The organism is Buttiauxella sp. A111 (assembly GCF_014189855.1).
GTDB lineage: Bacteria > Pseudomonadota > Gammaproteobacteria > Enterobacterales > Enterobacteriaceae > Buttiauxella > Buttiauxella selenatireducens.
This window is the reverse complement of record NZ_BJFN01000006.1, coordinates 1-21,576: the sequence shown is the minus strand read 5'-3', so window position 1 is coordinate 21,576 and position 21,576 is coordinate 1. Positions and strand designations below refer to the sequence as shown.

The following is a 21,576-nucleotide window of genomic DNA, read 5'->3' as shown; positions in this document are numbered from 1 at the left end:
ACGATTCCTATACCCTAAATAATTCGAGTTGCAGCCAACACCACCACAACTTGAAGTATGACCGGTATTATCCGCGCCAGGATTTGTAACGGTTAATCAGGCCGTTGGTGGAGCTATCGTGGCTATTAATCGCTTTATCATCGCCCAGCTCTGGAAGAATACGGTTCGCCAGTTGCTTACCTAATTCAACGCCCCACTGATCGAAGGTGAAGATGTTCAGAATTGCACCCTGAGTGAAGATCTTGTGCTCATAGAGCGCAATCAGTGCACCAAGGCTGAACGGAGTGATTTCACGCAGCAGGATGGAGTTGGTTGGGCGGTTGCCTTCGAAGACTTTAAACGGCACAACGTGATCCAGCGTTTTAGGGTCAAGACCCTGCGCTGCGTATTCTTGCTCAACCACTTCACGAGCTTTACCGAACGCCAGTGCTTCTGTCTGTGCAAAGAAGTTAGACAGCAGTTTAGGATGGTGATCAGAAAGCGGGTTGTGGCTGGTTGCTGGGGCGATGAAATCGCAAGGAACCATTTTGGTGCCCTGGTGAATCAGCTGGTAGAACGCGTGCTGACCGTTGGTGCCAGGCTCGCCCCAGATGATTGGGCCAGTCTGGTAATCCACAGCATTGCCGTTACGGTCAACATACTTACCGTTGGATTCCATGTTGCCCTGCTGGAAGTAAGCGGCAAAACGGTGCATATACTGGTCGTATGGCAGAATCGCTTCGGTTTCAGCACCGAAGAAATTGTTATACCAGATACCGATCAGCGCCAGCAGCACTGGTAGGTTCTGTTCTGCTGGTGTATTCGCGAAATGCTGGTCCATTGCGTGAGCACCGCTTAGCAATTCCACGAAGTTTTCGTAACCAACAGACAAGATGATGGACAAGCCAATGGCTGACCACAGGGAGTAACGGCCACCGACCCAGTCCCAGAACTCAAACATGTTGGCAGTATCAATACCGAACTCACCGACGGCTTTCGCGTTGGTAGACAGTGCAGCAAAGTGTTTCGCCACGTGCTTGTCATCGCCAGCGGTTGCCAGGAACCAGTCGCGCGCGCTGTGGGCGTTAGTCATGGTTTCTTGAGTGGTGAAGGTTTTAGACGCCACCAGGAACAGCGTGGTTTCTGGGTCAACATTCTTCAGCACTTCAGCGATATGCGTACCATCAACGTTGGACACAAAGTGCATGTTGAGGTGGTTTTTGTAAGGACGCAGCGCTTCAGTCACCATGAATGGGCCAAGGTCTGAACCGCCGATACCGATATTCACAACATCAGTGATCGCTTTGCCGGTGTAGCCTTTCCAGTTACCGCTGATAATGCTTTCAGAGAAGGTTTTCATCTTCTCAAGCACGGCGTTCACTTCCGGCATCACATCTTTGCCATCAACGATAATTGGCGTGTTGCTGCGGTTACGCAGTGCAACATGCAGAACAGCACGGTCTTCAGTACGGTTAATTTTCTCACCAGAGAACATGGACTTGATTGCGCCCTGCAAATCCGTCTCTTTCGCCAGCGCCTGCAGCTTAGACAGGGTTTCTTCCGTGATGCGGTTTTTTGAATAATCCACCAGCATTAAATCATCGAAAGTGGCGGAGAACTTAGCAAAACGGTCGGCATCCTGCGCAAAAAGCTCAGCGATAGTGACATCTTTCATTTCGTCAAAATGCGCTTGCAAAGCCTGCCATGCAGCGGTCTGCGTTGGGTTGATATTCTTCATAGCGATACCCTTTTGATTTGAGAACTGTGACTGCGGTCAATTGTATATCCACAAAACGGGATTTGTGATGATTTTTCTCCCCTTGCTCAGGGAATACCGTTTCAGATTATGTGCCAGCGAATAAATCGTCGGGCCGTTTTCCGCCCATGGAGAGCCCGTCTACACTGAGAAAAACAGTATGGCCTCGTAAACCCGGTAAGGTAAAAGTTTATGGAACTATCCGTTCCCATTTTATTGGTGATTATCACCATCAGCTCACTGGCCGCGCAATGGCTGGCGTGGGCGATTCGGCTTCCAGCCATTTTGCCTTTGTTGTTATTCGGCTTGATTCTTGGCCCGTTTACCCATGTGCTCAATCCCGACCTTCTGTTTGGCGAGCTGCTCTTTCCGATTGTTTCCTTATCGGTTGCCATTATCTTGTTCGAAGGCGCGTTGACGCTGCGTATTGATGAGATTCGTGGGCTGGGTGGGGTTGTGCGTAACCTGGTCAGTATCGGCATGTTGGCGACCTTTGCCGTCATCAGCCTCGCCTGTTGGGGTCTTCTGGGTTTAGATCCTGCGCTGGCGGCATTAGTGGGCGCAGTGACGGTTGTTACCGGCCCGACCGTTATCGCCCCACTTATGCGCGTGGTACGTCCCAATGCGGCGATTAATCAGGTATTGCGCTGGGAAGGGATTGTCATCGACCCGGTAGGCGCGATTTTCACCCTGTTGGTATTCGAATTTATTACCCTGCGCCATGACGCGGGCTCGAATTTGCACCTGCTGATAACCTTCGCGCAAACCGTCGTGGTCGGCTTAGCCTGCGGCGGGCTGTTTGGCTGGCTGCTTGGGACAGCGTTAAAGCGCGTTTGGTTTCCGGGCTATCTGCAAAACTTTGCGGTGCTGGCGGTGGTATTACTGACATTCGGCCTCTCTAACTCGCTGGCCGATGAGTCTGGGTTGTTGGCAGTGACGGTTCTGGGTATTTGGCTGGCGAATATGCGCGATGTTGACGTCAGCGATATCGTCGCTTTCAAAGAGGAGCTCTCCGCTATTCTTATCTCGGCGCTATTTATTATTCTGGCTGCGCGATTAGATATCTATGGCGTGATTGCGATGGGCTGGCCGCTGATAGCGTTGCTGCTGGTGATTCAGTTCGTCGCCCGTCCGTTATGCATTGCGATTTCAACCTTCGGTTCGACGCTAACCTGGCGGGACAAATTGCTGCTGAGCTGGATTTCTCCACGCGGTATTGTCGCTGCGGCGGTCAGTTCATTGTTCGCCCTGACATTGCAAAAAAATGGCTACGAAGGTGCGGATAAACTGGTGAGTGTGGTGTTTGCCATCATCATTGGTACTGTCGTCCTGCAAAGCCTGACCAGTGGCCCGCTTGCCCGGTGGTTGGGGGTGCAACAGCGCAAGCCCCGCGGCGTACTCATTATTGGCGCTAACACGGTGGCGCGTACGCTGGCTCATGCGCTGGTAAAACAAAATGTACCGGTGCTGCTCACCGATAACAGTTGGGAATATTATCGTCTGGCGCGCATGGAGGGATTACCGGCCTATTACGGTAACGCCTGGTCTGAACATGCAGAAAACTACCTCGATTTAAGCAATATTGCACAAGTGCTGGCACTTTCGCCCAATCGCCATCAAAACGCACTGGCGGTTTATCATTTCAGCCACATTTTCGGCAGTGAAAAAGTTTTTTCTATCCGCTCAGGTTCCGCATTAAAAGGTCGAACCAGCAACGAAAGTGCTCGTTTTCGCCGTCATGAAAAACTTTTTCCTGAAGATGTCACCTGGAGCAGTTTGAGTAGTCAGTTGGCCAAAGGTGCAACCATCAAAGCGACGCGACTAAATGAAAATTTTGGTTGGCTGGATTATTTGGAGAAAAATCGCGGCGTAGTGCCACTATTTTCACGTCTGGAAGAAGGAAAAACTACCGCGATAAATGGACGCACTCCTCCGACCTTACCCTGCACCCTGATTGCACTGGTGCAGAATGAAAACTCTGCATCTTCCAGGCGTTGACATCTGTCGCGTTACCTTTTATTTCTATACGGCTACTTGCTCACTTGTGAGTAAGCCAGAAGAGGCGCGTCGCCCAGGTATCGTGTCTGAGGAGCCAATCCGCAGACGACACAGGAGGGGGAGCGGCGCCGAGATAATGTGCGTATGGCAGCGTATGTTATCGACTACAAGGGCTGAATCCCTTGGGTTGTCACCGAAGCATTCGGCAGTTGGATGCTTATACCCGGATAGCACACACTCTGGGTAGACAAGGTGGGGCGCTTCTGGGTGTATCCGTAGTTCAGGTTTTCTTTTCTACGTCTGCCCCTTTCCCGCTCCCCCCTTGTGCCAAGGCTGAAAATTTACTGCTATTACCCCGGAATTATTCGAGCGCATCCTACAATCATGCGGCCTGAAGAATGACGGATTGGTCCCTGACACGAGGTTGTAATGTCTTACCCACAAACCGTTATCGCCAAATTTGGCGGCACCAGCGTTGCTGATTACGACGCAATGAATCGCAGCGCTGATGTTGTGCTGGCCGATGAAAACGTTCGCGTAGTGGTACTGTCCGCTTCTGCGGGTATTACCAATTTACTGGTTGCGCTGGCGCAAGGCCTGGAAGCGACGCAGCGTTTCGTTAAGCTCGATGCTATTCGCAAAATTCAATATGACATCGTCGAGCGTTTGGCGAATCCGCAGATCATCCGCGAAGAAATTGAACGCCTGCTTGAAAATATCACCACGCTTGCTGAAGCGGCATCTCTGGCGACGTCTGCTGCGTTAACTGACGAATTGGTCAGCCACGGCGAATTAATGTCGACACTGCTGTTTGTCGAGATCCTGCGTGAGCGCAAAGTCGATGCGCAATGGTTCGATATCCGTAAAATCATGCGCACCAATGACCGTTTTGGCCGTGCTGAGCCTGATGTGGCGACATTAGCAGAGCTGGCAAGCCAGCAGCTTCAACCGCGTCTGGCGCAATCCCTGGTGATCACTCAAGGTTTTATCGGAAGCGAAGCCAAAGGCCGCACCACCACGCTTGGCCGTGGCGGCAGCGACTATACTGCGGCATTGTTGGGTGAAGCGCTGAAAGCCATCCGTGTTGATATCTGGACCGACGTCCCGGGCATTTACACCACCGACCCGCGCATGGTGCCAGCAGCAAAACGTATCGACAGAATCGCGTTTGAAGAAGCCGCTGAAATGGCGACATTCGGTGCTAAAGTCCTGCACCCGGCGACATTACTGCCTGCGGTTCGTTGTGATATTCCGGTGTTTGTGGGTTCAAGCAAAGATCCAAAAGCAGGCGGAACGCTGGTCTGCAACCAAACCGACAATCCGCCATTATTCCGTGCTCTGGCCGTCCGTCGTAAACAAACGCTGGTGACACTGAACAGCTTGAGCATGCTGCATGCTCACGGTTTCCTCGCGGAAGTGTTCAATATTCTGGCGCATCACAATATTTCCGTAGACTTGATTACTACGTCCGAAGTCAGCATCGCGCTGACACTGGATACCACGGGTTCTACGTCAACGGATGAAAGCCTGCTGACTACCTCACTGCTGACTGAGCTTTCCTCGCTATGCCGTGTGGAAGTGGAAGAAAACCTCGCCCTGGTCGCGATCATCGGTAACAACCTGTCCAAAGCGTGTGGCGTGGGCAAAGAGGTCTTCGGCGTACTCGAACCATTCAACATTCGCATGATTTGCTACGGCGCATCCAGCTATAACCTGTGCTTCCTGGTACCTGGCGATGACGTTGAACAAGTGGTGCAAAAACTTCATCATAATTTGTTTGAATAAGTTTTAATCTCATGCAATGAATACCAAATGCCGGGCTCGATCCCGGCATTTTTATAACCATAAAACAACACAACACTTGCAAGGATCTCAATATGCTCGCTGTATTCACCCGGCTGTTTCCGCTGTGGGCGGTACTGCTGTCTGTACTCGCCTATTATACTCCCGGCACGTTCACCCCCATTGGCCCGTGGGTTAGCACCCTTTTGATGCTGATTATGTTTGGGATGGGCGTGCATCTCCGGATAGATGACTTTAAACGGGTGCTATCACGCCCGGCTCCTGTCGCGGCGGGGACGTTTCTGCATTATCTCATCATGCCGCTGGCAGCCTGGGTGCTGGCGAAACTGTTCCATATGCCTCCTGACCTTTCCGCTGGCATGGTGCTGGTAGGCAGCGTGGCAAGCGGTACGGCGTCAAACGTGATGATTTATCTGGCAAAAGGCGACGTGGCACTCTCGGTGACCATTTCTTCTGTTTCCACGCTGGTTGGGGTTTTTGCCACGCCATTGTTGACGCGTTTGTATGTCGATGCGGATATCAAAGTGGATGTGATGGGTATGCTTCTGAGCATCCTGCAAATCGTGGTGATTCCAATTGGCCTCGGTTTGATTGTGCACCACCTATTCCCGCGCCTTGTAAAGCGTGTAGAGCCCTATCTGCCGGCATTTTCGATGCTCTGCATTCTGGCGATTATCAGCGCTGTGGTGGCCGGTTCGGCTTCGCATATCGCATCGGTTGGGCTGATGGTCATCATTGCGGTCATTCTGCATAACGGTATTGGGTTACTGAGCGGATATTGGGGCGGGAAGCTGTTTGGTTTTGATGAGTCCACTTGTCGCACACTGGCAATCGAAGTGGGTATGCAGAACTCAGGCCTTGCTGCCACGCTCGGCAAGATCTACTTCTCTCCGTTAGCGGCACTGCCTGGCGCACTGTTCTCGGTATGGCATAACCTGTCCGGCTCGATTCTGGCGGGTTACTGGTCTGGCAAACCGATTGATGAAAACGAAGGCAAGCGTTTGAAAAAACGCCGCGCGTGATTTACCGCTGATTAAGCAAAAAGCTCGGGAAACCGGGCTTTTTGCTTTTAACTCAACAAAACATCGGCAAATCTGCCAATACAACTCAGCGTTTTTACCAACATTTTAGGGGAACTTTGCGACCAGAAGCTGATTTTTACTGAGCCGGCGAGCAGTTTGCTTTACACTGGAGGTCACTTCTTAAGAGGCCGCAACAATGTCCACATCAAGACTGACACAACAAGATATGACCGAAGCCGAGCAGCGCGAACTGAAAACGCGGCTAGACCGCGCACGCATCGCCCATGGTCGTCCCCTGACAAACTCAGAAATCAACCACGTTAAAAAAACCTATATCGACCAATTAATGGAAGCGCGTGAACAGGCGGCTAAAAAAGTTCGCCAGATCAAAAAGCAAAAAGCTGCAAAACCAGATACCTCTGCAACCTATTCCTGGTCTGCCAACAGCCATTCACGCGGAAAGCGCTAATCTAGCGCCCTTTCTTTTTACGCCCTGGCTGGGCAAAGCGTTTGCGTGAAGCAAGCTCTGCCGGGGTTTTCGCGCTGCTCTTTGGCCCCGCACTTACCGGTTTTTTTGCAACGGCGGGTTTAGCCTTTGGTTTTTTCGCAGGCTTCGCCTCTGAAGAAGAATTCTCAATCAGCTTAAACAATTCAACCAACTCATCGTCAGTTAAATCACGCCATTCACCCAGCGGCAGCCCTTTCATGCTGACGTTCATAATGCGAGTACGTTCCAGCTTCGTCACTTCATAACCAAAGTGTTCGCACATACGGCGAATCTGGCGGTTAAGGCCTTGAACCAGGGTGATGCGAAACACGAACGGCGCTTCTTTCTTCACTTTGCATTTTTTGGTTACCGTTCCCAACATCGGAACGCCTGCGCCCATGCCACGAATAAATTCGTCAGTGACCGGTTTATTGACCGTGACGACATACTCTTTTTCATGGTCGTTCCCGGCGCGCAGGATTTTATTCACCAGATCGCCATGGTTGGTGAGGAAAATCAGCCCCTGGGAATCTTTGTCTAAACGCCCAATAGGGAAAACGCGTTTGCTGTGGTTAACGAAATCGACAATGTTGTCCTTTTCGCCATCTTCGGTGGTACTCACGATACCCACAGGCTTGTTTAGCGCGATAAGAACCAGATCGTCTTCATCACGGGGTTCTATTAACTGGCCGTTGACCTTCACCACATCTCCGGCAAATACCTGATCGCCAATCGCGGCGCGTTTGCCGTTGATAAAAACATTTCCCTGTTCGATGTAACGGTCGGCGTCACGGCGGGAGCAGATACCGCTCTCGCTAATGTATTTGTTCAGACGTGTTGATGAGTTGGGCAGCATGGTTCCTCCGTAAAACCTGGAATATACCCTACCTGAGGAGCGATGCGAACAGGCAGCGCGCACTTTGTCTATTTATCTCGAGGGATCTCGCAGAGCGAAAAAATGAGGCTGGGGAACAGTAGGTGTCAGAACTGAAAGTCAAAAGTTCGGGCAACAAACACGACGTTCATTGCCCAGAGTTGTGGCTCTACTTAGGTGTCGCAGCAATCACCGCTAATTTTTTCTGGATATCTTTATCCAGATTATTCACCCAATGGTTATATGAACGGTGTATTTCACCGCCTGATGCCAGCAAATTAACGCTGCTGACATAATTAATGGAGTAATCCCTTTCGCTGTAGTTAATGCGGACAGTGACGCTGTGCTTACGAATATTTTGTGTCGCATTAATCACACCTGGACCTACCACGGACATGACCCAGTCACGCCCTTGCCCGGCATTAATAATCGCATCCTTGACCTGCTCAGTGGTCACATGTTGGGTAATAATCGTGCGTGGTGTGCGCACGGGTTCTGTACGGTCAAGTGCCGAGCATCCCGCCAATGCAGCAACACAAAGTACCCCTGCCAATAATTTTTTTAAATTCACTGTCGAATCCCTTTGGTTTTATGAAGTTAAGCGACAGGAGTATAAACGGCGTGGTGACCAACCCGAAGAAAAAACAGGCAATAAATAGCAAAGCACCTTCATTTCAGAATGTGCTTTGTTGGTTAATATTCGTCGCGTTCATCATCGTCAGGTTGCTCGAGCACACTGTACGCGACGGCGCAGAATAACGAGTTCAGACGCTTCATGTCCCCGAGCAAACCGAGGTGCAGCGAGCTGGTTTCGATACTCTGCACGTTTTGTTGATGCAGGCGATCAACGTGCGCATGTGAGAAACGACGATTCAGAATACGGAAGCGATGTTTATTACGGCGTAAACGGCGTGCGCTGTTTACATCCGCTGAGAAGAACACGGATAAGCTGAGTTTCAGGTTGCTGGTGAGTTGCTCAAGCAGAATATCCAGTTCCTTCAGGCCATCAGGCGAGAACGCCCGACGCGCGGCCAACGATTTATCTGCGACTTCACTCCCCATACGTTCGAGAATATCCGCCGCCTGCTCGAGGTTTAGCGACATCTCAATAATTTCCGCCCATCGACGCGACTCGACTTCCGCCAGCTCCTCTTTTTGCATCTGTGCCATATACAGTTTGATGGCGGTGTACAGCACATCAACATCATCAGCGAGCTTACGCAGCTCTTTTTCCTGGCGCGGTTCACCGTGCATCACCTTGCTCCAGGTTTCGAGCATTTGCTCGAGCACGTCCCCCATGCGTAAGGTCTCACGCGCTGCGTTGGATAGCCCAAGCGCCGGGGTATCGATGGCAGTAGGGTCGAGATGTTTGGGTTTCATGCGCGCATCGATTTCGGGCTCTTCGCTAATCACTTTTCGGCAGAAATTCGCCATTGGGCCGGCAAATGGCACCATCGCCAGGCAGCGAATCAGGTTGTAGAAGACGTGGAAATAGATAACCAGTTCAGAGGCAGGAAGCGGCAGTTTGTGCATTTTATCAGCGAGAATATGCACAAAGGGCAGCACAATTAAACTCCCCACCAGCTTAAATAACAGGCTGCCCAGCGCAACGCGACGAGCGGCCGCATTAGACGCGCTGTTATTAATCATGGCCAACAGACCAGAGCCAAGATTGGCACCGATGACAAGGCATAGCCCTACATCAAGCGAAATAGCGCCGGACGCGGTGAGAGTTGCGGTGAGCAATACGGCGGCAAGACTGGAGTAGCTGATAATGGCAAAAAGTGCACCAATAATGGCGTTCAGCATGATATCGCCAGTCAGCGAGGTGAAAATATCCTTTATGGCTGGAGCCATCGTGATAGGAGCCGTTGCAATAACAATCAGCTCCAGTGCCATCAGAATCAGCCCTAACCCAATGCTGACACGCCCCAGTTGCCCTGCTCTTGTTTGTTTGCGCCCCAGAAAGAAAATCACGCCAAGGAAGATGAGTAACGGTGATAGCCAGGAGAGATCAAATGTCAGAATTCGCGACATCAATGCGGTACCGACATCGGCTCCCAGCACAATCACCAAAGCAGGCGTCAGCGCCACCAAATCCTGCGCAACAAACGAAGCCACCAACATCGTGGTCGCATTACTACTTTGGACCAATGCGGTGACGCCAATACCGGCGCAGAAGGCAAACGGTTTTTTTTCAACACTGCGGCTAAGCACGTTACGGAGATTTGCGCCGTATACGCGCATGATACCGGTACGCACAATGTGCGTGCCCCATACCAGTAAAGCAATCGCAGAGAGCAGATGCAGAAGAGTTAGCACACTTTCTCCAGAGTATTGTAATTATTAGAAACGCCTTATTTTGAGAGTATATCGCGTTTGAAGGTAAGCGAATGTTATCAGGCGTAAACGTTGAGCAGAGCGGCAAATACTGAGGATCTTAATTTTCGACCGTCGGTGTCGCAGCCAGTTTGAACTCGGACAGCGCACAGCCCCCGGAGCGTACACGTAGTACGTGACGGGGGCGAGCACTGCCCAGGTTCAAAATGGCAAGTAAACCAGGTCGAGGCGGATCAGTCCGCGTCGTAGCCCAAATTCGGTGCTAACCAGCGTTCCACATCGGTCACTGACATCCCTTTGCGACGCGCATAATCTTCCACCTGATCGCGTTGAATCTGCGCTACGGCGTAGTATTTGCTGTCTGGATGGCTGAAGTACCAACCGGAAACCGACGCACCCGGCCACATGGCGTAGGATTCGGTAAGTTTCATTCCGACGACGTTTTCTACATCCAGCAGTTCCCAGATGGTCGCTTTTTCGGTGTGCTCCGGGCAGGCCGGATAGCCTGGTGCCGGGCGAATCCCCTGATAGTTTTCGCGGATAAGATCTTCGTTGCTGAGGTTTTCTGTCGGCGCGTAGCCCCAGTAAACTTTGCGCACGCGCTCATGCAGATATTCAGCAAATGCTTCGGCCAGACGGTCAGCAAGCGCCTTCACCATGATTTTGTTGTAATCATCGTGTTGTGCTTCGTAACCCTCTGCCAACGCGTCTTCTTCCATGCCACCAGTTACCGCAAATGCGCCGATGTAATCCGCTTTGCCACTGTGTTTCGGGGCTACAAAATCAGCAAGGCAGTAGTTAGCAAAACCGACTTTTTCGGTTTGCTGGCGCAAGTGGTGCGCGACAGTCTGCACACGAGTACGAGATTCATCACGATAGATTTCGATGTCATCATCGACACGGTTTGCCGGGAATAACCCTACCACGCCACGCGGCGTCAGCAGTTTCTCCGCATGGAGTTTGTCGAGCATATCGTTGGCATCTTTAAACAAGCGCTGCGCTTCTTCGCCCACCACTTCATCTTCGAGAATGCGCGGATATTTCCCGGCCAGCGACCAGGTCATAAAGAACGGCGTCCAGTCGATATAATTACGCAGCGTTTCAATACTGGCCGTGACTTCCTGCACACCGGGACGATGTGGAACGGGAGGCGTATAGTTTTCCCAGTCAAATGCCAGATCGTTTTCACGTGCGGCGGCAAGCGTAACGGGCGGAGTGCGAGGTTTTTTACGGCCATGTTGGGTGCGCACGGTGACATATTCTTTGCGGGTGCGCGCAACAAAATCGTCGTGTTGAGTCGGCGAAAGCAGTGCCGAAACCACGCCTACGGTACGCGAGGCGTTTTGCACATAAACCGTTGGGCCGCTGTAGTTCTGCTCGATTTTTACTGCCGTGTGCGCTTTAGAGGTGGTCGCCCCGCCAATCAGCAGCGGTAGCGTAAAGCCCTGGCGTTCCATCTCTTTAGCGACGTTCACCATTTCGTCCAGCGAAGGCGTAATCAGACCAGAAAGACCGATAATATCCGCTCCCACTTCGCGCGCGGTTTTCAAAATTTTCTCGGTGGGCACCATCACGCCAAGGTCTATAATTTCGTAGTTGTTACATTGCAGCACCACGCCGACGATGTTTTTGCCGATGTCGTGGACGTCGCCTTTCACCGTGGCGAGCACGATTTTGCCGTTGGTCGAGCCTTTTTCTTTGCTGGCTTCAATGTACGGTTCGAGATACGCCACCGCTTGTTTCATGACGCGGGCTGATTTCACTACTTGCGGAAGGAACATCTTCCCTTCGCCAAACAGGTCGCCAACCACGTTCATGCCGTCCATCAACGGGCCTTCAATGACCTGAATCGGGCGTTCAGATTGCTGGCGTGCTTCTTCCGTATCAAGTTCAATAAACTCGGTGATACCTTTCACCAGCGAATATTCGAGGCGTTTTTTTACATCCCAACTGCGCCATTCGGCTTGCTGGGCATTCGCGCCGTCATCGCTTTTGCTACCCCGATATTTTTCTGCCAGATCCAGCAAACGCTCAGTGCTGTCGTCGCGACGGTTCAAAATCACGTCTTCAACGGCATCACGTAGTTCATCAGAAAGATCGTCGTAAATGGCCAGTTGCCCGGCGTTGACGATACCCATGTCCATACCGTTACGGATGGCGTAATACAGGAACACGGCGTGAATCGCTTCGCGCACCGGATCGTTACCCCGGAAGGAGAACGACACGTTCGACACGCCGCCGGAAATCATCGCATGAGGCAGTTCGCGTTTGATGTCTTCGCACGCGCCGATAAAGTCCTGGGCGTAGTTGTTGTGTTCTTCGATACCCGTTGCGACGGCAAAGATATTCGGGTCGAAAATAATATCTTCCGGCGGGAAGCCGACTTCTTCAGTCAGAATTTTGTAGGCGCGGCGGCAGATTTCAATTTTGCGCTCGCGGGTGTCAGCCTGCCCGACTTCGTCAAACGCCATCACCACCATGGCGGCACCGTAGCGACGTACCAGTTTTGCGTGATGAATAAACGGCTCAACCCCCTCTTTCATGGAAATTGAGTTCACGATGCCTTTACCCTGAATACACTTCAGGCCTTTTTCGATGACGTCCCATTTCGAGGAATCAATCATGATCGGGACGCGGGCGATATCCGGTTCACCGGCAATCAGATTCAGGAAACGTACCATCGCCGCTTCGGCGTCGAGCATCCCTTCATCCATGTTGATGTCGATGATTTGCGCACCGCTTTCAACCTGCTGAAGTGCCACTTCCAGTGCTTCGTTGTATTTTTCTTCTTTAATCAGACGCTTAAATTTGGCGGAACCGGTGACGTTAGTACGTTCACCGACGTTAACAAACAGGCTATCCGCACCAATGTTCAGCGGCTCAAGGCCCGCTAAACGACAGGCAACCGGCAGCTCTGGCAGTTTACGCGGTGCAACGCCTTCAACCGCTTTGCTCATTGCAGCTATGTGGGCTGGAGTTGTGCCACAACAGCCACCGATGATGTTCAGGAAACCGGCCTGCGCCCACTCGCCAATCTGACGCGCCATTTCGTCCGCGTCGAGATCGTATTCACCAAAGGCATTTGGCAGCCCGGCGTTCGGGTGCGCGGTGACATAGCATTCTGCAATACGCGAAAGTTCTGCGACGTACTGGCGCAGCTCGTCTGGCCCCAGCGCACAGTTCAGGCCAAAGGTCAGCGCATCCGCATGGCGTAGTGAGTTGTAGAAGGCTTCGGTGGTTTGCCCGGACAACGTGCGGCCTGATGCGTCGGTAATGGTGCCGGAGATCATGATTGGCAGATCCACACCCAACGCTTCAAATTCAGTTTTAACAGCAAAAATAGCCGCTTTGGCGTTCAACGTATCGAACACCGTTTCAATCATTATCAGGTCTGCCCCGCCTTCCACCAACGCACGGGTGGATTCACGGTAAGCATCCACCAGCTGATCAAAGGTGACGTTACGAAACGCGGGGTCGTTGACGTCCGGAGAAATAGACGCTGTACGGTTGGTTGGTCCGAGAACACCGGCCACATAGCGTGGTTTTTCAGGCGTGCGAGCTGTCCATTCGTCGGCGCAGGCGCGGGCCAGTTTGGCAGCTTCGTAGTTAATTTCTGCCGACAGGGATTCCATTTGGTAATCCGCCATCGCGATGGTCGTTGAGTTGAAGGTGTTGGTTTCGACGATGTCGGCACCGGCTTCAAAGTAGGCGTAGTGAATCGCGGCAATGATTTCCGGTTTGCTTAGCACCAGCAAGTCATTGTTCCCTTTCAGGTCACACGGCCAGTCCGCAAAGCGTTCACCTCGGAAATCGCTCTCGTCAAGACGGTAGCTCTGGATCATGGTTCCCATACCACCATCCAGTACCAAAATGCGTTGTTGCAACTGCTGATGCAGTTTTTCTAAATTATTGTTCACTCTAACTCCCACCTGTTTACCCAAGCCTGTCAGCCTAACAAGTCATACTGTCATAAGTTGTAATAGTCGCAAAGGAATGGAACATGAGACATGTTCACCTGACTGCTCCGATGAGTCCGATGCAGGTTGCATTATCATCAAATAAAACGAAAATGATTTCCACGATACGAAAACAGGAGTCAGTCATGGTCGCTGCCGTTCCCGCCAAACGTGGAAAAAAACCGCGCGCTGCTACAGTGGCCGCACCACAGCCCACCGGGCAGGTTCAGTCGCTTACTCGCGGTCTGAAACTACTTGAATGGATTGCAGAATCGCATGGGAGCGTTGCGCTCACGGAGCTTGCACAGCAGGCTGGCTTACCAAACTCCACAACGCATCGTCTGTTGACCACCATGCAGCAGCTTGGCTTTGTTCGCCAGATTGGTGATTTAGGGCACTGGACGATTGGGGCGCACGCGTTCGTCGTCGGCAGTAGCTTCCTGCAAAGCCGTAATCTGCTGGCGATTGTGCATCCGATGCTGCGCAAGCTGATGGAAGACTCCGGCGAAACGGTGAATCTGGCGGTGCTGGATCATAGCGATCACCAGGCGATTATTATCGACCAAGTACAGTGTGCCCAACTGATGCGTATGTCCGCCCCGATTGGCGGCAAACTGCCCATGCATGCGTCGGGCGCAGGAAAGGTATTTCTCGCCAATCTGAGCGACGATCAAGTTGCGACTTTGCTGCATCGCAAAGGGCTGCACAGTTACACCCCAGCGACCCTCACTTCTCCGCTGCATCTGAAAGAAGATTTAGCGCAAACCCGCAAACGTGGTTATTCGTTTGATGATGAAGAACATGCGCTGGGCCTGCGTTGTGTCGCCGCGTGTATATACGACGAGCATCATGAAGCCTTTGCCGCGATTTCGATTTCCGGTCCAATTTCACGTGTGACGGATGACCGCGTTACTGAGTTAGGCGCGTTAGTCATCAAAGCGGCAAAAGAGATTACTCAGGCATACGGCGGCGGGCGCTAACCCGCCATTATCTGGATATTTCCTCTAAATAATTCAAGTCGTAGGTAGGCGGCAAGTGCAGCCAACACCCCTACGACTTGAAGAATGACGAGGAAAAACGCTGGCAGAAGCGCTGGCGTTTGCGATAGGCAAACACATCTTCTACGTGTCCGTTACGGATACGCTCCTGCAACGCACGCCAATAATCTGCGCGAAACAGGTCACTGTGCATCTCATCAAAAAGCTGACGAATTCGTGGATCGGCACATAAATAGTGACGAAACTCTTCCGGGAAAACATCGCCCGTCGCCACGCTGTACCACGGCTCAGCGGAGAGTTCGTCTTCCGGGTAACGCGGTGGCGGTACGTTACGAAAGTTCACTTCCGTCATGTAGCAAATTTCATCGTAATCATAGAACACGACGCGGCCATGCCGGGTGACACCAAAGTTTTTAAATAGCATGTCACCGGGGAAAATATTCGCCGCCGCTAGCTGGCGGATGGCGTTACCATATTCCTCAACGGCGTCGCGCAGTTGCTGCCCCTCTGCCTGTTCCAGCCACAAATTCAACGGCACCATTCTGCGTTCAATATAGAGATGGCTGATGGCAATACGGTCGCCCAGATCGGTTAATTTTTCCGGAACCTCCTGGCACAACAGCTCCAGCAGCGGTTGGCTAATCTGATGTTTTGATAGCACAAAGTTTTCAAACTCTTGCGTATCGGCCATGCGACCCACGCGATCGTGCTCCTTAACCAGCTGATAGCATTCTCGCACGCGCTCGGCCGTCACCTCTTTTTGTGGCGCAAACTTGTCTTTAATGACCTTAAAGACCCGGTCAAAACCCGGAAGCGTGAACACCAGCATCACCATGCCACGGATACCTGGCGCCTCAATAAACTGTTCGTCAGTGGCCGAGATATAGGTCAAATACTCTCGATAGCTTTCGGTCTTACCGTGTTTCTGGCAGCCAATCGCCATGTACAGTTCGGCGGTCGTTTTTCCCGGTAATAACTCTCGTAGCCATTCAACCAAAGCGGCGGGCTGCGGGGCATAAACCATGAAATACGAACGCGCAAAGCCGAAGACAATACTCGCCTCGGAGGTGCTGGTCAGGCAGGTATCAATCACCAAAAACCCATCATCTGTGCGATGAATCGGAAGCAAGAACGGCACTTTACCGGTCGGTAAGACCAGCTTGCCTACCAGCCAGGCAGCTTTATTGCGATAAAAGAGTTCGTTGGCAATGTCGAGGGAAGCATGTTGTAAAACATCCTCGCCAAAGGTTTCTGTCAGATGTGCAATGATGTAACCCGCATCCCGCGCTAAATCTTGCCATGGCAGGCGTAAGGGCAAGTCTCTGAGCAACGTGCGTAAAAGAGGTTGCCATCCTAAAGCTGGGGTAAATGTTTTTGACAGCGGACGAGGGATCTCACGAAAGCGTTTTTCATCCTGGGAACTGAAGATAAAAAGCCGCTCGGGAGATAACGAGCGGTGATCGAAGAGGCGACAATAAACGGAATTGAAAAAGCTTTCTGCAATTTCAAAACGGGGGTAGTCGGGCAACAACTGCGTGTACTGCGCTTTGACGCGCAATAAAAACTCGTCGTCAGTATTCTGGCCCCCCGTGATACAGCGCAATTGCTCAACCACCAGGCCAACGTGGTGATCATAAAGATGGATGCGGCTTTTCATCGCCCGCTGAACCGCATGCCAGTCTGCTTGCTCAAAGCGCTGCTGCGCTCCGGCAGTTATCTCCAGAAAGCGGCCGTACTGCGCATCAAAGCCTTGCAAGATAGTGTGTGCAATTAGCCACTCAAGCCTGGGTGTCATGGGCTTCTCCGTCATGATTTCCCCTCACCCTAACCCTCTCCCAAGGGAGAGGGAACTGGACTGGTTTTCTCCTTCTCCCATTGGGAGAAGGTCGGGATGAGGGTGGTTTTAAAACTGCTCTTCTTCCGTTGAGCCGGTCAGTGCGGTAACGGAAGAAGCTCCACCCTGAATAATCGTCGTCACGCGGTCGAAATAGCCAGTCCCCACTTCCTGCTGATGGGAAACGAAAGTGTAGCCTTCAGGCGCAGCGGCAAACTCCGGCTGTTGCACTTTCTCAACGTAATGCCTCATTCCCTCACCTTGTGCGTAGGCATGAGCCAGGTCGAACATGTTGAACCACATGCTATGGATGCCCGCCAGCGTAATAAACTGGTACTTGTAGCCCATCGCTGAAAGCTCCTCCTGGAACGAAGCAATGGTTTTATCATCCAGGTTTTTCTTCCAGTTAAACGATGGGGAACAGTTGTAAGCCAGCAGTTTTCCAGGGAAACGAGCGTGAATGGCATCAGCAAAACGACGGGCCTGCTCAAGGTCAGGTTTCGACGTCTCACACCACACCAAATCAGCGTAAGGTGCGTAAGCAAGACCACGACTAATTGCCTGTTCGATACCTGCACGGGTACGGTAGAACCCTTCTTGCGTGCGTTCGCCAGTGATGAATTCGCGATCGTATTCATCACAATCAGACGTGATGAGATCAGCCGCATCAGCGTCAGTACGAGCAATCACAAGCGTTGGCACGCCCATAACATCAGCAGCAAGACGCGCAGCGACTAATTTCTGAATGGCTTCCTGAGTCGGCACCAGTACTTTGCCACCCATGTGCCCACACTTTTTCACCGAGGCCAGTTGGTCTTCAAAGTGAACGGCCGCGGCACCGGCCTGTATCATCGATTTCATTAGCTCGAATGCGTTCAGTACGCCACCAAAACCCGCTTCAGCATCGGCAACAATCGGCAGGTAATAATCAACATAACGCGGATCGCCTTGCTCAATGTTCGATGCCCACTGGATTTGATCGGCGCGACGGAAGGTGTTGTTGATCCGATCTACCACTGCTGGAACGGAGTTCGCTGGATACAGCGATTGATCCGGGTACATGCTGGAGGCCAGGTTGGCATCTGCCGCAACCTGCCATCCTGAAAGATAAATGGCTTCTATGCCCGCTTTCGCCTGCTGTAAAGCCTGCCCACCCGTTAACGCGCCGAGGCTATTGATATAACCTTTTTTCGATTCACCGTGCAGTAAGCGCCACATTCTGGCCGCACCGTTTTGCGCCAGGGTACATTCTGGATTCACCGAGCCGCGCAGCTTGATGACGTCTTCTGCGCTATACGGGCGCTTAATACCTTCCCAACGTGGTTGCGTCCAATCTTGTTGTAATTGTTGGATTTGTTGAGTGCGTGAGGTTTTCATTGCAGGTGCTCCATATTTTTATTTAGGTAAGGTTCAGGCAAGCAGGCGGTAGCCCGGCAGTGTCAGGAAGTCGATTAACGTATCGGAAGTGGTGATTTGCTCCATCAGTCGAGCCGCTTCATCAAAGCGCCCCTGGCTGAAACGCTTGTCCCCTAACTCCTCCTGAATAACGAACATCTCTTCGGCCAGCATTTGGCGGAACAGCGCCTTAGTGACCGTCTCGCCGTTACTCAACGTTTTTTCATGGTGGATCCACTGCCAGATTGAGGTGCGTGAGATTTCTGCAGTGGCGGCATCTTCCATCAAGCCATAAATTGGCACGCAACCATTGCCAGAAATCCAGGCTTCGATGTATTGCACTGCAACGCGGATATTGGCGCGCATCCCTGTTTCTGTACGCTCGCCAGGACAAGGTTCCAGCAGTTGTGCTGCGGTGATCGGCGCATCTTCTTCACGCAAAATCTGCAGTTGGTTTTTATCGTCGCCCAACACTTTGCTAAAGACTTCCATCACCGTGTCGGCGAGACCGGGGTGCGCAATCCATGTGCCATCGTGGCCATTAGTCGCTTCCATTTGCTTATCGGCTTTCACTTTATTGAGTACCCAGTCGTTACGCTGGCTATCTTTGCTAGGAATGAACGCCGCCATGCCCCCCATGGCGAAAGCACCACGGCGATGACAGGTTTTAATCAGCAAACGCGAATATGCATTCAGGAATGGTTTGTCCATGGTGACAGATTGACGATCTGGCAAGACGCGATCCGGATGATTCTTCAGCGTCTTGATGTAGCTGAAGATGTAATCCCAGCGCCCGCAATTCAGGCCGACGATGTGATCGCGCAGCGCATGCAGGATCTCATCCATCTGGAATACCGCAGGGAGCGTTTCAATCAGCAGCGTCGCTTTAATGGTGCCACGTGGTAAGGAGAAATGATCTTCGGTAAAGCTGAACACTTCGCTCCACCAGGCCGCTTCCTGCCAGGATTGCGTTTTTGGCAGGTAGAAATACGGGCCACTCCCTTTTGCCAGCAGAGCATCCACGTTGTGGAAAAAGTAGAGCGCGAAATCAAACAGGCTGCCAGGAATAGGTTCATCACGCCAGATGACATGCTTTTCCGGTAAATGCAGCCCGCGCACGCGGCAGACTAATACAGCCGGATCAGGCTTCAACTGGTAGATTTTCCCAGCTTCGTTGGTCCAGCTGATCGTCCCACGGATAGCATCGCGCAGGTTGATTTGCCCGTCGATAACCTTGTTCCAGCTCGGCGCCAGGGAGTCTTCAAAGTCTGCCATGAACACTTTGACGTTAGCATTCAGCGCGTTAATCACCATTTTGCGCTCGACTGGCCCGGTAATCTCAACACGGCGGTCGAGGAGATCGGCAGGAATTCCGCGGATAGTCCATTCAGATTCACGAATGGAACTGGTTTCCGAAATGAAATCTGGAAGTTTGCCTGCATCAATCTCAGCCTGCTGAACGGTGCGTGCCGCCAGCAGCTTATTACGCTGCGGTGTAAAGCGGGTGACGAGCTCACTGAGAAACTCTACTGCATCAGGCGTCAGGATCTGCCGCTCTGCTTCACCAAACGGCTGGCTAAAGGCCAACTCTTCGCTAACTGTCTGTTGTGTCATTGGATATTCCCCTCGTCTTATCCCGTCGGTAATGCCAAATATAACTGGTCCGTCCAGCGTCCTGTTTTCACTCAACAGGATTAAGACTACTTCATGATTTTTTAAAATCAAAAACAATTTCCATTTTTGAAATGAAAATCATTTATCGCATTGATATATATGAGATTAAAATTTATTCAGGTAAAGAATGCGTTTTTAGAAAATAAAAAAGGCACCCGTAGGTGCCTTGATCTTAGAGCTGGCGGGATGCTGAAACGCTTAGTCGAGCGTTGGGTTCATATGGCGCAGATCGAACGGAGTGATCTGGTAGACATAGTAATTCAACCAATTGGTGAAGAGTAAATTCCCGTGGCTACGCCATGTAGCATGGGGTTTTTTCTGCGGATCGTTATTAGGGAAATAGTTATACGGCACATCAGGGTTCAGCCCCGCTTCAACGTCACGGAAATATTCACCTGAAAGAGTATGCGCATCATATTCTGGATGGCCCGTAACAAAGGCAATACGCTTGTCTTTGCTGCCAAATAAGTACGCATCACCCTCTTCTGATTCAGCCAAAATTTCAAGATCGGTGTAATCCCGAATCAATGATGCGGGGAAATCGGCATAGCGTGAGTGTGGTGCCAGGAAGGTATCATCGAAACCGCGGGTTAACAGTGCGTGCGGATAAGTGAGGTTATGCGCATAAACACCAGACAGCTTCTCTTTACGCGTTTGTTTAGGGATGCCATAGAGAATATTGAGCGCAGCCTGCACGGCCCAACAGACAAAGAGCGTTGAGGTAACGTGATCTTTTGCCCAGTGAAGCACTTGTTCTATCTGCGGCCAGTAGGCGACATCGTTAAATTCAACCAGGCCAAGTGGAGCACCGGTGACGATCAGCCCATCAAAATTTTCATCCTGAATATCGTCGAAATTACAGTAGAAATTATTGAGGTGCTCTGTCGGTGTATTACGAGATTCACGGGAATCGATGCGCAATAGCTGGACGTCAACTTGCAGAGGAGAATTAGATAGCAGACGCAAAAACTGGTTTTCGGTCTCAATCTTTTTCGGCATCAGATTAAGTATAAGTACCTTTAGCGGACGGATCTCCTGGTTGCTGGCACGCGATGATGTCATGACAAAGACATTCTCATCCCGCAGGAAATTGACGGCTGGTAACTCATCCTGTACCCGAATTGGCATAAAATTACATCCTCACAGCATACGTTTAAACGTTTAGACATCCAGATAGCTGAAGATAACGCGACCTTTGTCAAATGTCGAGTATTCATAAGATAGTTGAAAATGTTTCACTTAAGAACGAATTTTTGATTCAGTGAATTACGCTGGGTAATAGCATAATTTATAGAGGATTATCATGAGGATGCAGAGTTGAATTTCATAAATCGCAGACAGCAAAAAGCCCTGTACGTCAGTACAGGGCTTTCCACTTATTTGGAGCCTGGCAGTTCCCTACTCTCGCATGGGGAGACCCCACACTACCATCGGCGCTACGGCGTTTCACTTCTGAGTTC

Annotated in this window: 14 protein-coding genes and 1 riboswitch; of the genes, 5 read left to right on the top strand and 9 right to left on the bottom strand. The window is 51.5% G+C overall.

The annotated features are described in order from the left end of the window. Positions 1-67: 67 nt before the first annotated feature. Positions 68-1,717 (bottom strand): glucose-6-phosphate isomerase, encoded by a 1,650-nt coding sequence (gene pgi, locus BSPA111_RS17215; RefSeq protein WP_183272379.1) that lies wholly within the window; start codon positions 1,715-1,717, stop codon positions 68-70. A gap of 210 nt (positions 1,718-1,927) precedes the next feature. Between pgi and BSPA111_RS17210 the strand changes: the two genes are divergently transcribed. The 4 genes from BSPA111_RS17210 (at position 1,928) to BSPA111_RS17195 (ending at position 7,027) form a co-directional block, all read left to right on the top strand. After that, the gene (locus tag BSPA111_RS17210) at positions 1,928-3,733 is read left to right on the top strand and encodes a sodium:proton antiporter (protein ID WP_183272378.1); all 1,806 of its coding nucleotides are present in this window, start codon (positions 1,928-1,930) and stop codon (positions 3,731-3,733) included. A 51-nt stretch (positions 3,734-3,784) separates the two neighbouring features. Further along, positions 3,785-4,004, top strand: a riboswitch (Lysine riboswitch). Between the two features lie 158 nt (positions 4,005-4,162). Then, on the top strand, positions 4,163-5,518 hold the full coding sequence (gene lysC, locus BSPA111_RS17205; protein WP_183272377.1) for a lysine-sensitive aspartokinase 3: 1,356 nt from the start codon (positions 4,163-4,165) through the stop codon (positions 5,516-5,518). Positions 5,519-5,610: 92 nt separating this feature from the next. Next, on the top strand, positions 5,611-6,558 hold the full coding sequence (gene panS / locus BSPA111_RS17200; protein WP_183272376.1) for a ketopantoate/pantoate/pantothenate transporter PanS: 948 nt from the start codon (positions 5,611-5,613) through the stop codon (positions 6,556-6,558). A 196-nt stretch (positions 6,559-6,754) separates the two neighbouring features. Next, positions 6,755-7,027 carry a DUF3811 domain-containing protein gene (locus BSPA111_RS17195; RefSeq protein WP_064541291.1) on the top strand — a complete coding sequence of 91 codons (273 nt, stop codon included), beginning with the start codon at positions 6,755-6,757 and terminating at the stop codon, positions 7,025-7,027. Between the two features lies 1 nt (position 7,028). Here BSPA111_RS17195 and rluF read toward each other — a convergent pair whose 3' ends face one another. The 4 genes from rluF to metH form a co-directional block, all read right to left on the bottom strand. Next, positions 7,029-7,901 (bottom strand): 23S rRNA pseudouridine(2604) synthase RluF, encoded by an 873-nt coding sequence (gene rluF / locus BSPA111_RS17190; protein ID WP_183272375.1) that lies wholly within the window; start codon positions 7,899-7,901, stop codon positions 7,029-7,031. A 187-nt stretch (positions 7,902-8,088) separates the two neighbouring features. After that, entirely contained in the window at positions 8,089-8,490 is a 402-nt protein-coding gene (locus BSPA111_RS17185; protein WP_183272374.1) for a hypothetical protein, read from the bottom strand. Positions 8,491-8,612: 122 nt separating this feature from the next. Further along, positions 8,613-10,241 carry a Na/Pi cotransporter family protein gene (locus tag BSPA111_RS17180; protein ID WP_183272373.1) on the bottom strand — a complete coding sequence of 543 codons (1,629 nt, stop codon included), beginning with the start codon at positions 10,239-10,241 and terminating at the stop codon, positions 8,613-8,615. A gap of 251 nt (positions 10,242-10,492) precedes the next feature. Then, positions 10,493-14,176, bottom strand: coding sequence for a methionine synthase (gene metH, locus BSPA111_RS17175; protein WP_183272372.1), 3,684 nt, complete (start codon positions 14,174-14,176; stop codon positions 10,493-10,495). A gap of 185 nt (positions 14,177-14,361) precedes the next feature. On the opposite strand from metH, the gene iclR reads away from it, so the two are divergent. After that, positions 14,362-15,195 (top strand): glyoxylate bypass operon transcriptional repressor IclR, encoded by an 834-nt coding sequence (iclR, locus tag BSPA111_RS17170; RefSeq protein ID WP_151994243.1) that lies wholly within the window; start codon positions 14,362-14,364, stop codon positions 15,193-15,195. Between the two features lie 70 nt (positions 15,196-15,265). Here iclR and aceK read toward each other — a convergent pair whose 3' ends face one another. The 4 genes from aceK to metA all read right to left on the bottom strand — a co-directional run bounded on the left by aceK (position 15,266) and on the right by metA (position 21,244). Further along, positions 15,266-17,008, bottom strand: a complete 1,743-nt coding sequence (gene aceK, locus BSPA111_RS17165) for a bifunctional isocitrate dehydrogenase kinase/phosphatase (RefSeq protein ID WP_183272690.1) — start codon at positions 17,006-17,008, stop codon at positions 15,266-15,268. Positions 17,009-17,116: 108 nt separating this feature from the next. Continuing rightward, entirely contained in the window at positions 17,117-18,424 is a 1,308-nt protein-coding gene (gene aceA / locus BSPA111_RS17160; protein WP_183272371.1) for an isocitrate lyase, read from the bottom strand. Positions 18,425-18,457: 33 nt separating this feature from the next. Beyond that, complete coding sequence (gene aceB, locus BSPA111_RS17155) at positions 18,458-20,056, bottom strand: malate synthase A (protein WP_183272370.1); 1,599 nt, start codon at positions 20,054-20,056, stop codon at positions 18,458-18,460. A 258-nt stretch (positions 20,057-20,314) separates the two neighbouring features. Next, positions 20,315-21,244, bottom strand: coding sequence for a homoserine O-succinyltransferase (gene metA, locus BSPA111_RS17150; RefSeq protein ID WP_183272369.1), 930 nt, complete (start codon positions 21,242-21,244; stop codon positions 20,315-20,317). Positions 21,245-21,576: the final 332 nt, after the last annotated feature.

Bases quoted from the DNA above. Each gene is read 5' to 3' on its own strand.
- iclR (WP_151994243.1), top strand. From the start codon at position 14,362: ATGGTCGCTGCCGTTCCCGCCAAACGTGGAAAAAAACCGCGCGCTGCT.
- rluF (WP_183272375.1), bottom strand. From the start codon at position 7,901: ATGCTGCCCAACTCATCAACACGTCTGAACAAATACATTAGCGAGAGC.
- pgi (WP_183272379.1), bottom strand. From the start codon at position 1,717: ATGAAGAATATCAACCCAACGCAGACCGCTGCATGGCAGGCTTTGCAA.
- lysC (WP_183272377.1), top strand. From the start codon at position 4,163: ATGTCTTACCCACAAACCGTTATCGCCAAATTTGGCGGCACCAGCGTT.
- BSPA111_RS17195 (WP_064541291.1), top strand. From the start codon at position 6,755: ATGTCCACATCAAGACTGACACAACAAGATATGACCGAAGCCGAGCAG.
- aceA (WP_183272371.1), bottom strand. From the start codon at position 18,424: ATGAAAACCTCACGCACTCAACAAATCCAACAATTACAACAAGATTGG.
- aceB (WP_183272370.1), bottom strand. From the start codon at position 20,056: ATGACACAACAGACAGTTAGCGAAGAGTTGGCCTTTAGCCAGCCGTTT.
- panS (WP_183272376.1), top strand. From the start codon at position 5,611: ATGCTCGCTGTATTCACCCGGCTGTTTCCGCTGTGGGCGGTACTGCTG.
- aceK (WP_183272690.1), bottom strand. From the start codon at position 17,008: ATGACACCCAGGCTTGAGTGGCTAATTGCACACACTATCTTGCAAGGC.
- BSPA111_RS17210 (WP_183272378.1), top strand. From the start codon at position 1,928: ATGGAACTATCCGTTCCCATTTTATTGGTGATTATCACCATCAGCTCA.
- metA (WP_183272369.1), bottom strand. From the start codon at position 21,244: ATGCCAATTCGGGTACAGGATGAGTTACCAGCCGTCAATTTCCTGCGG.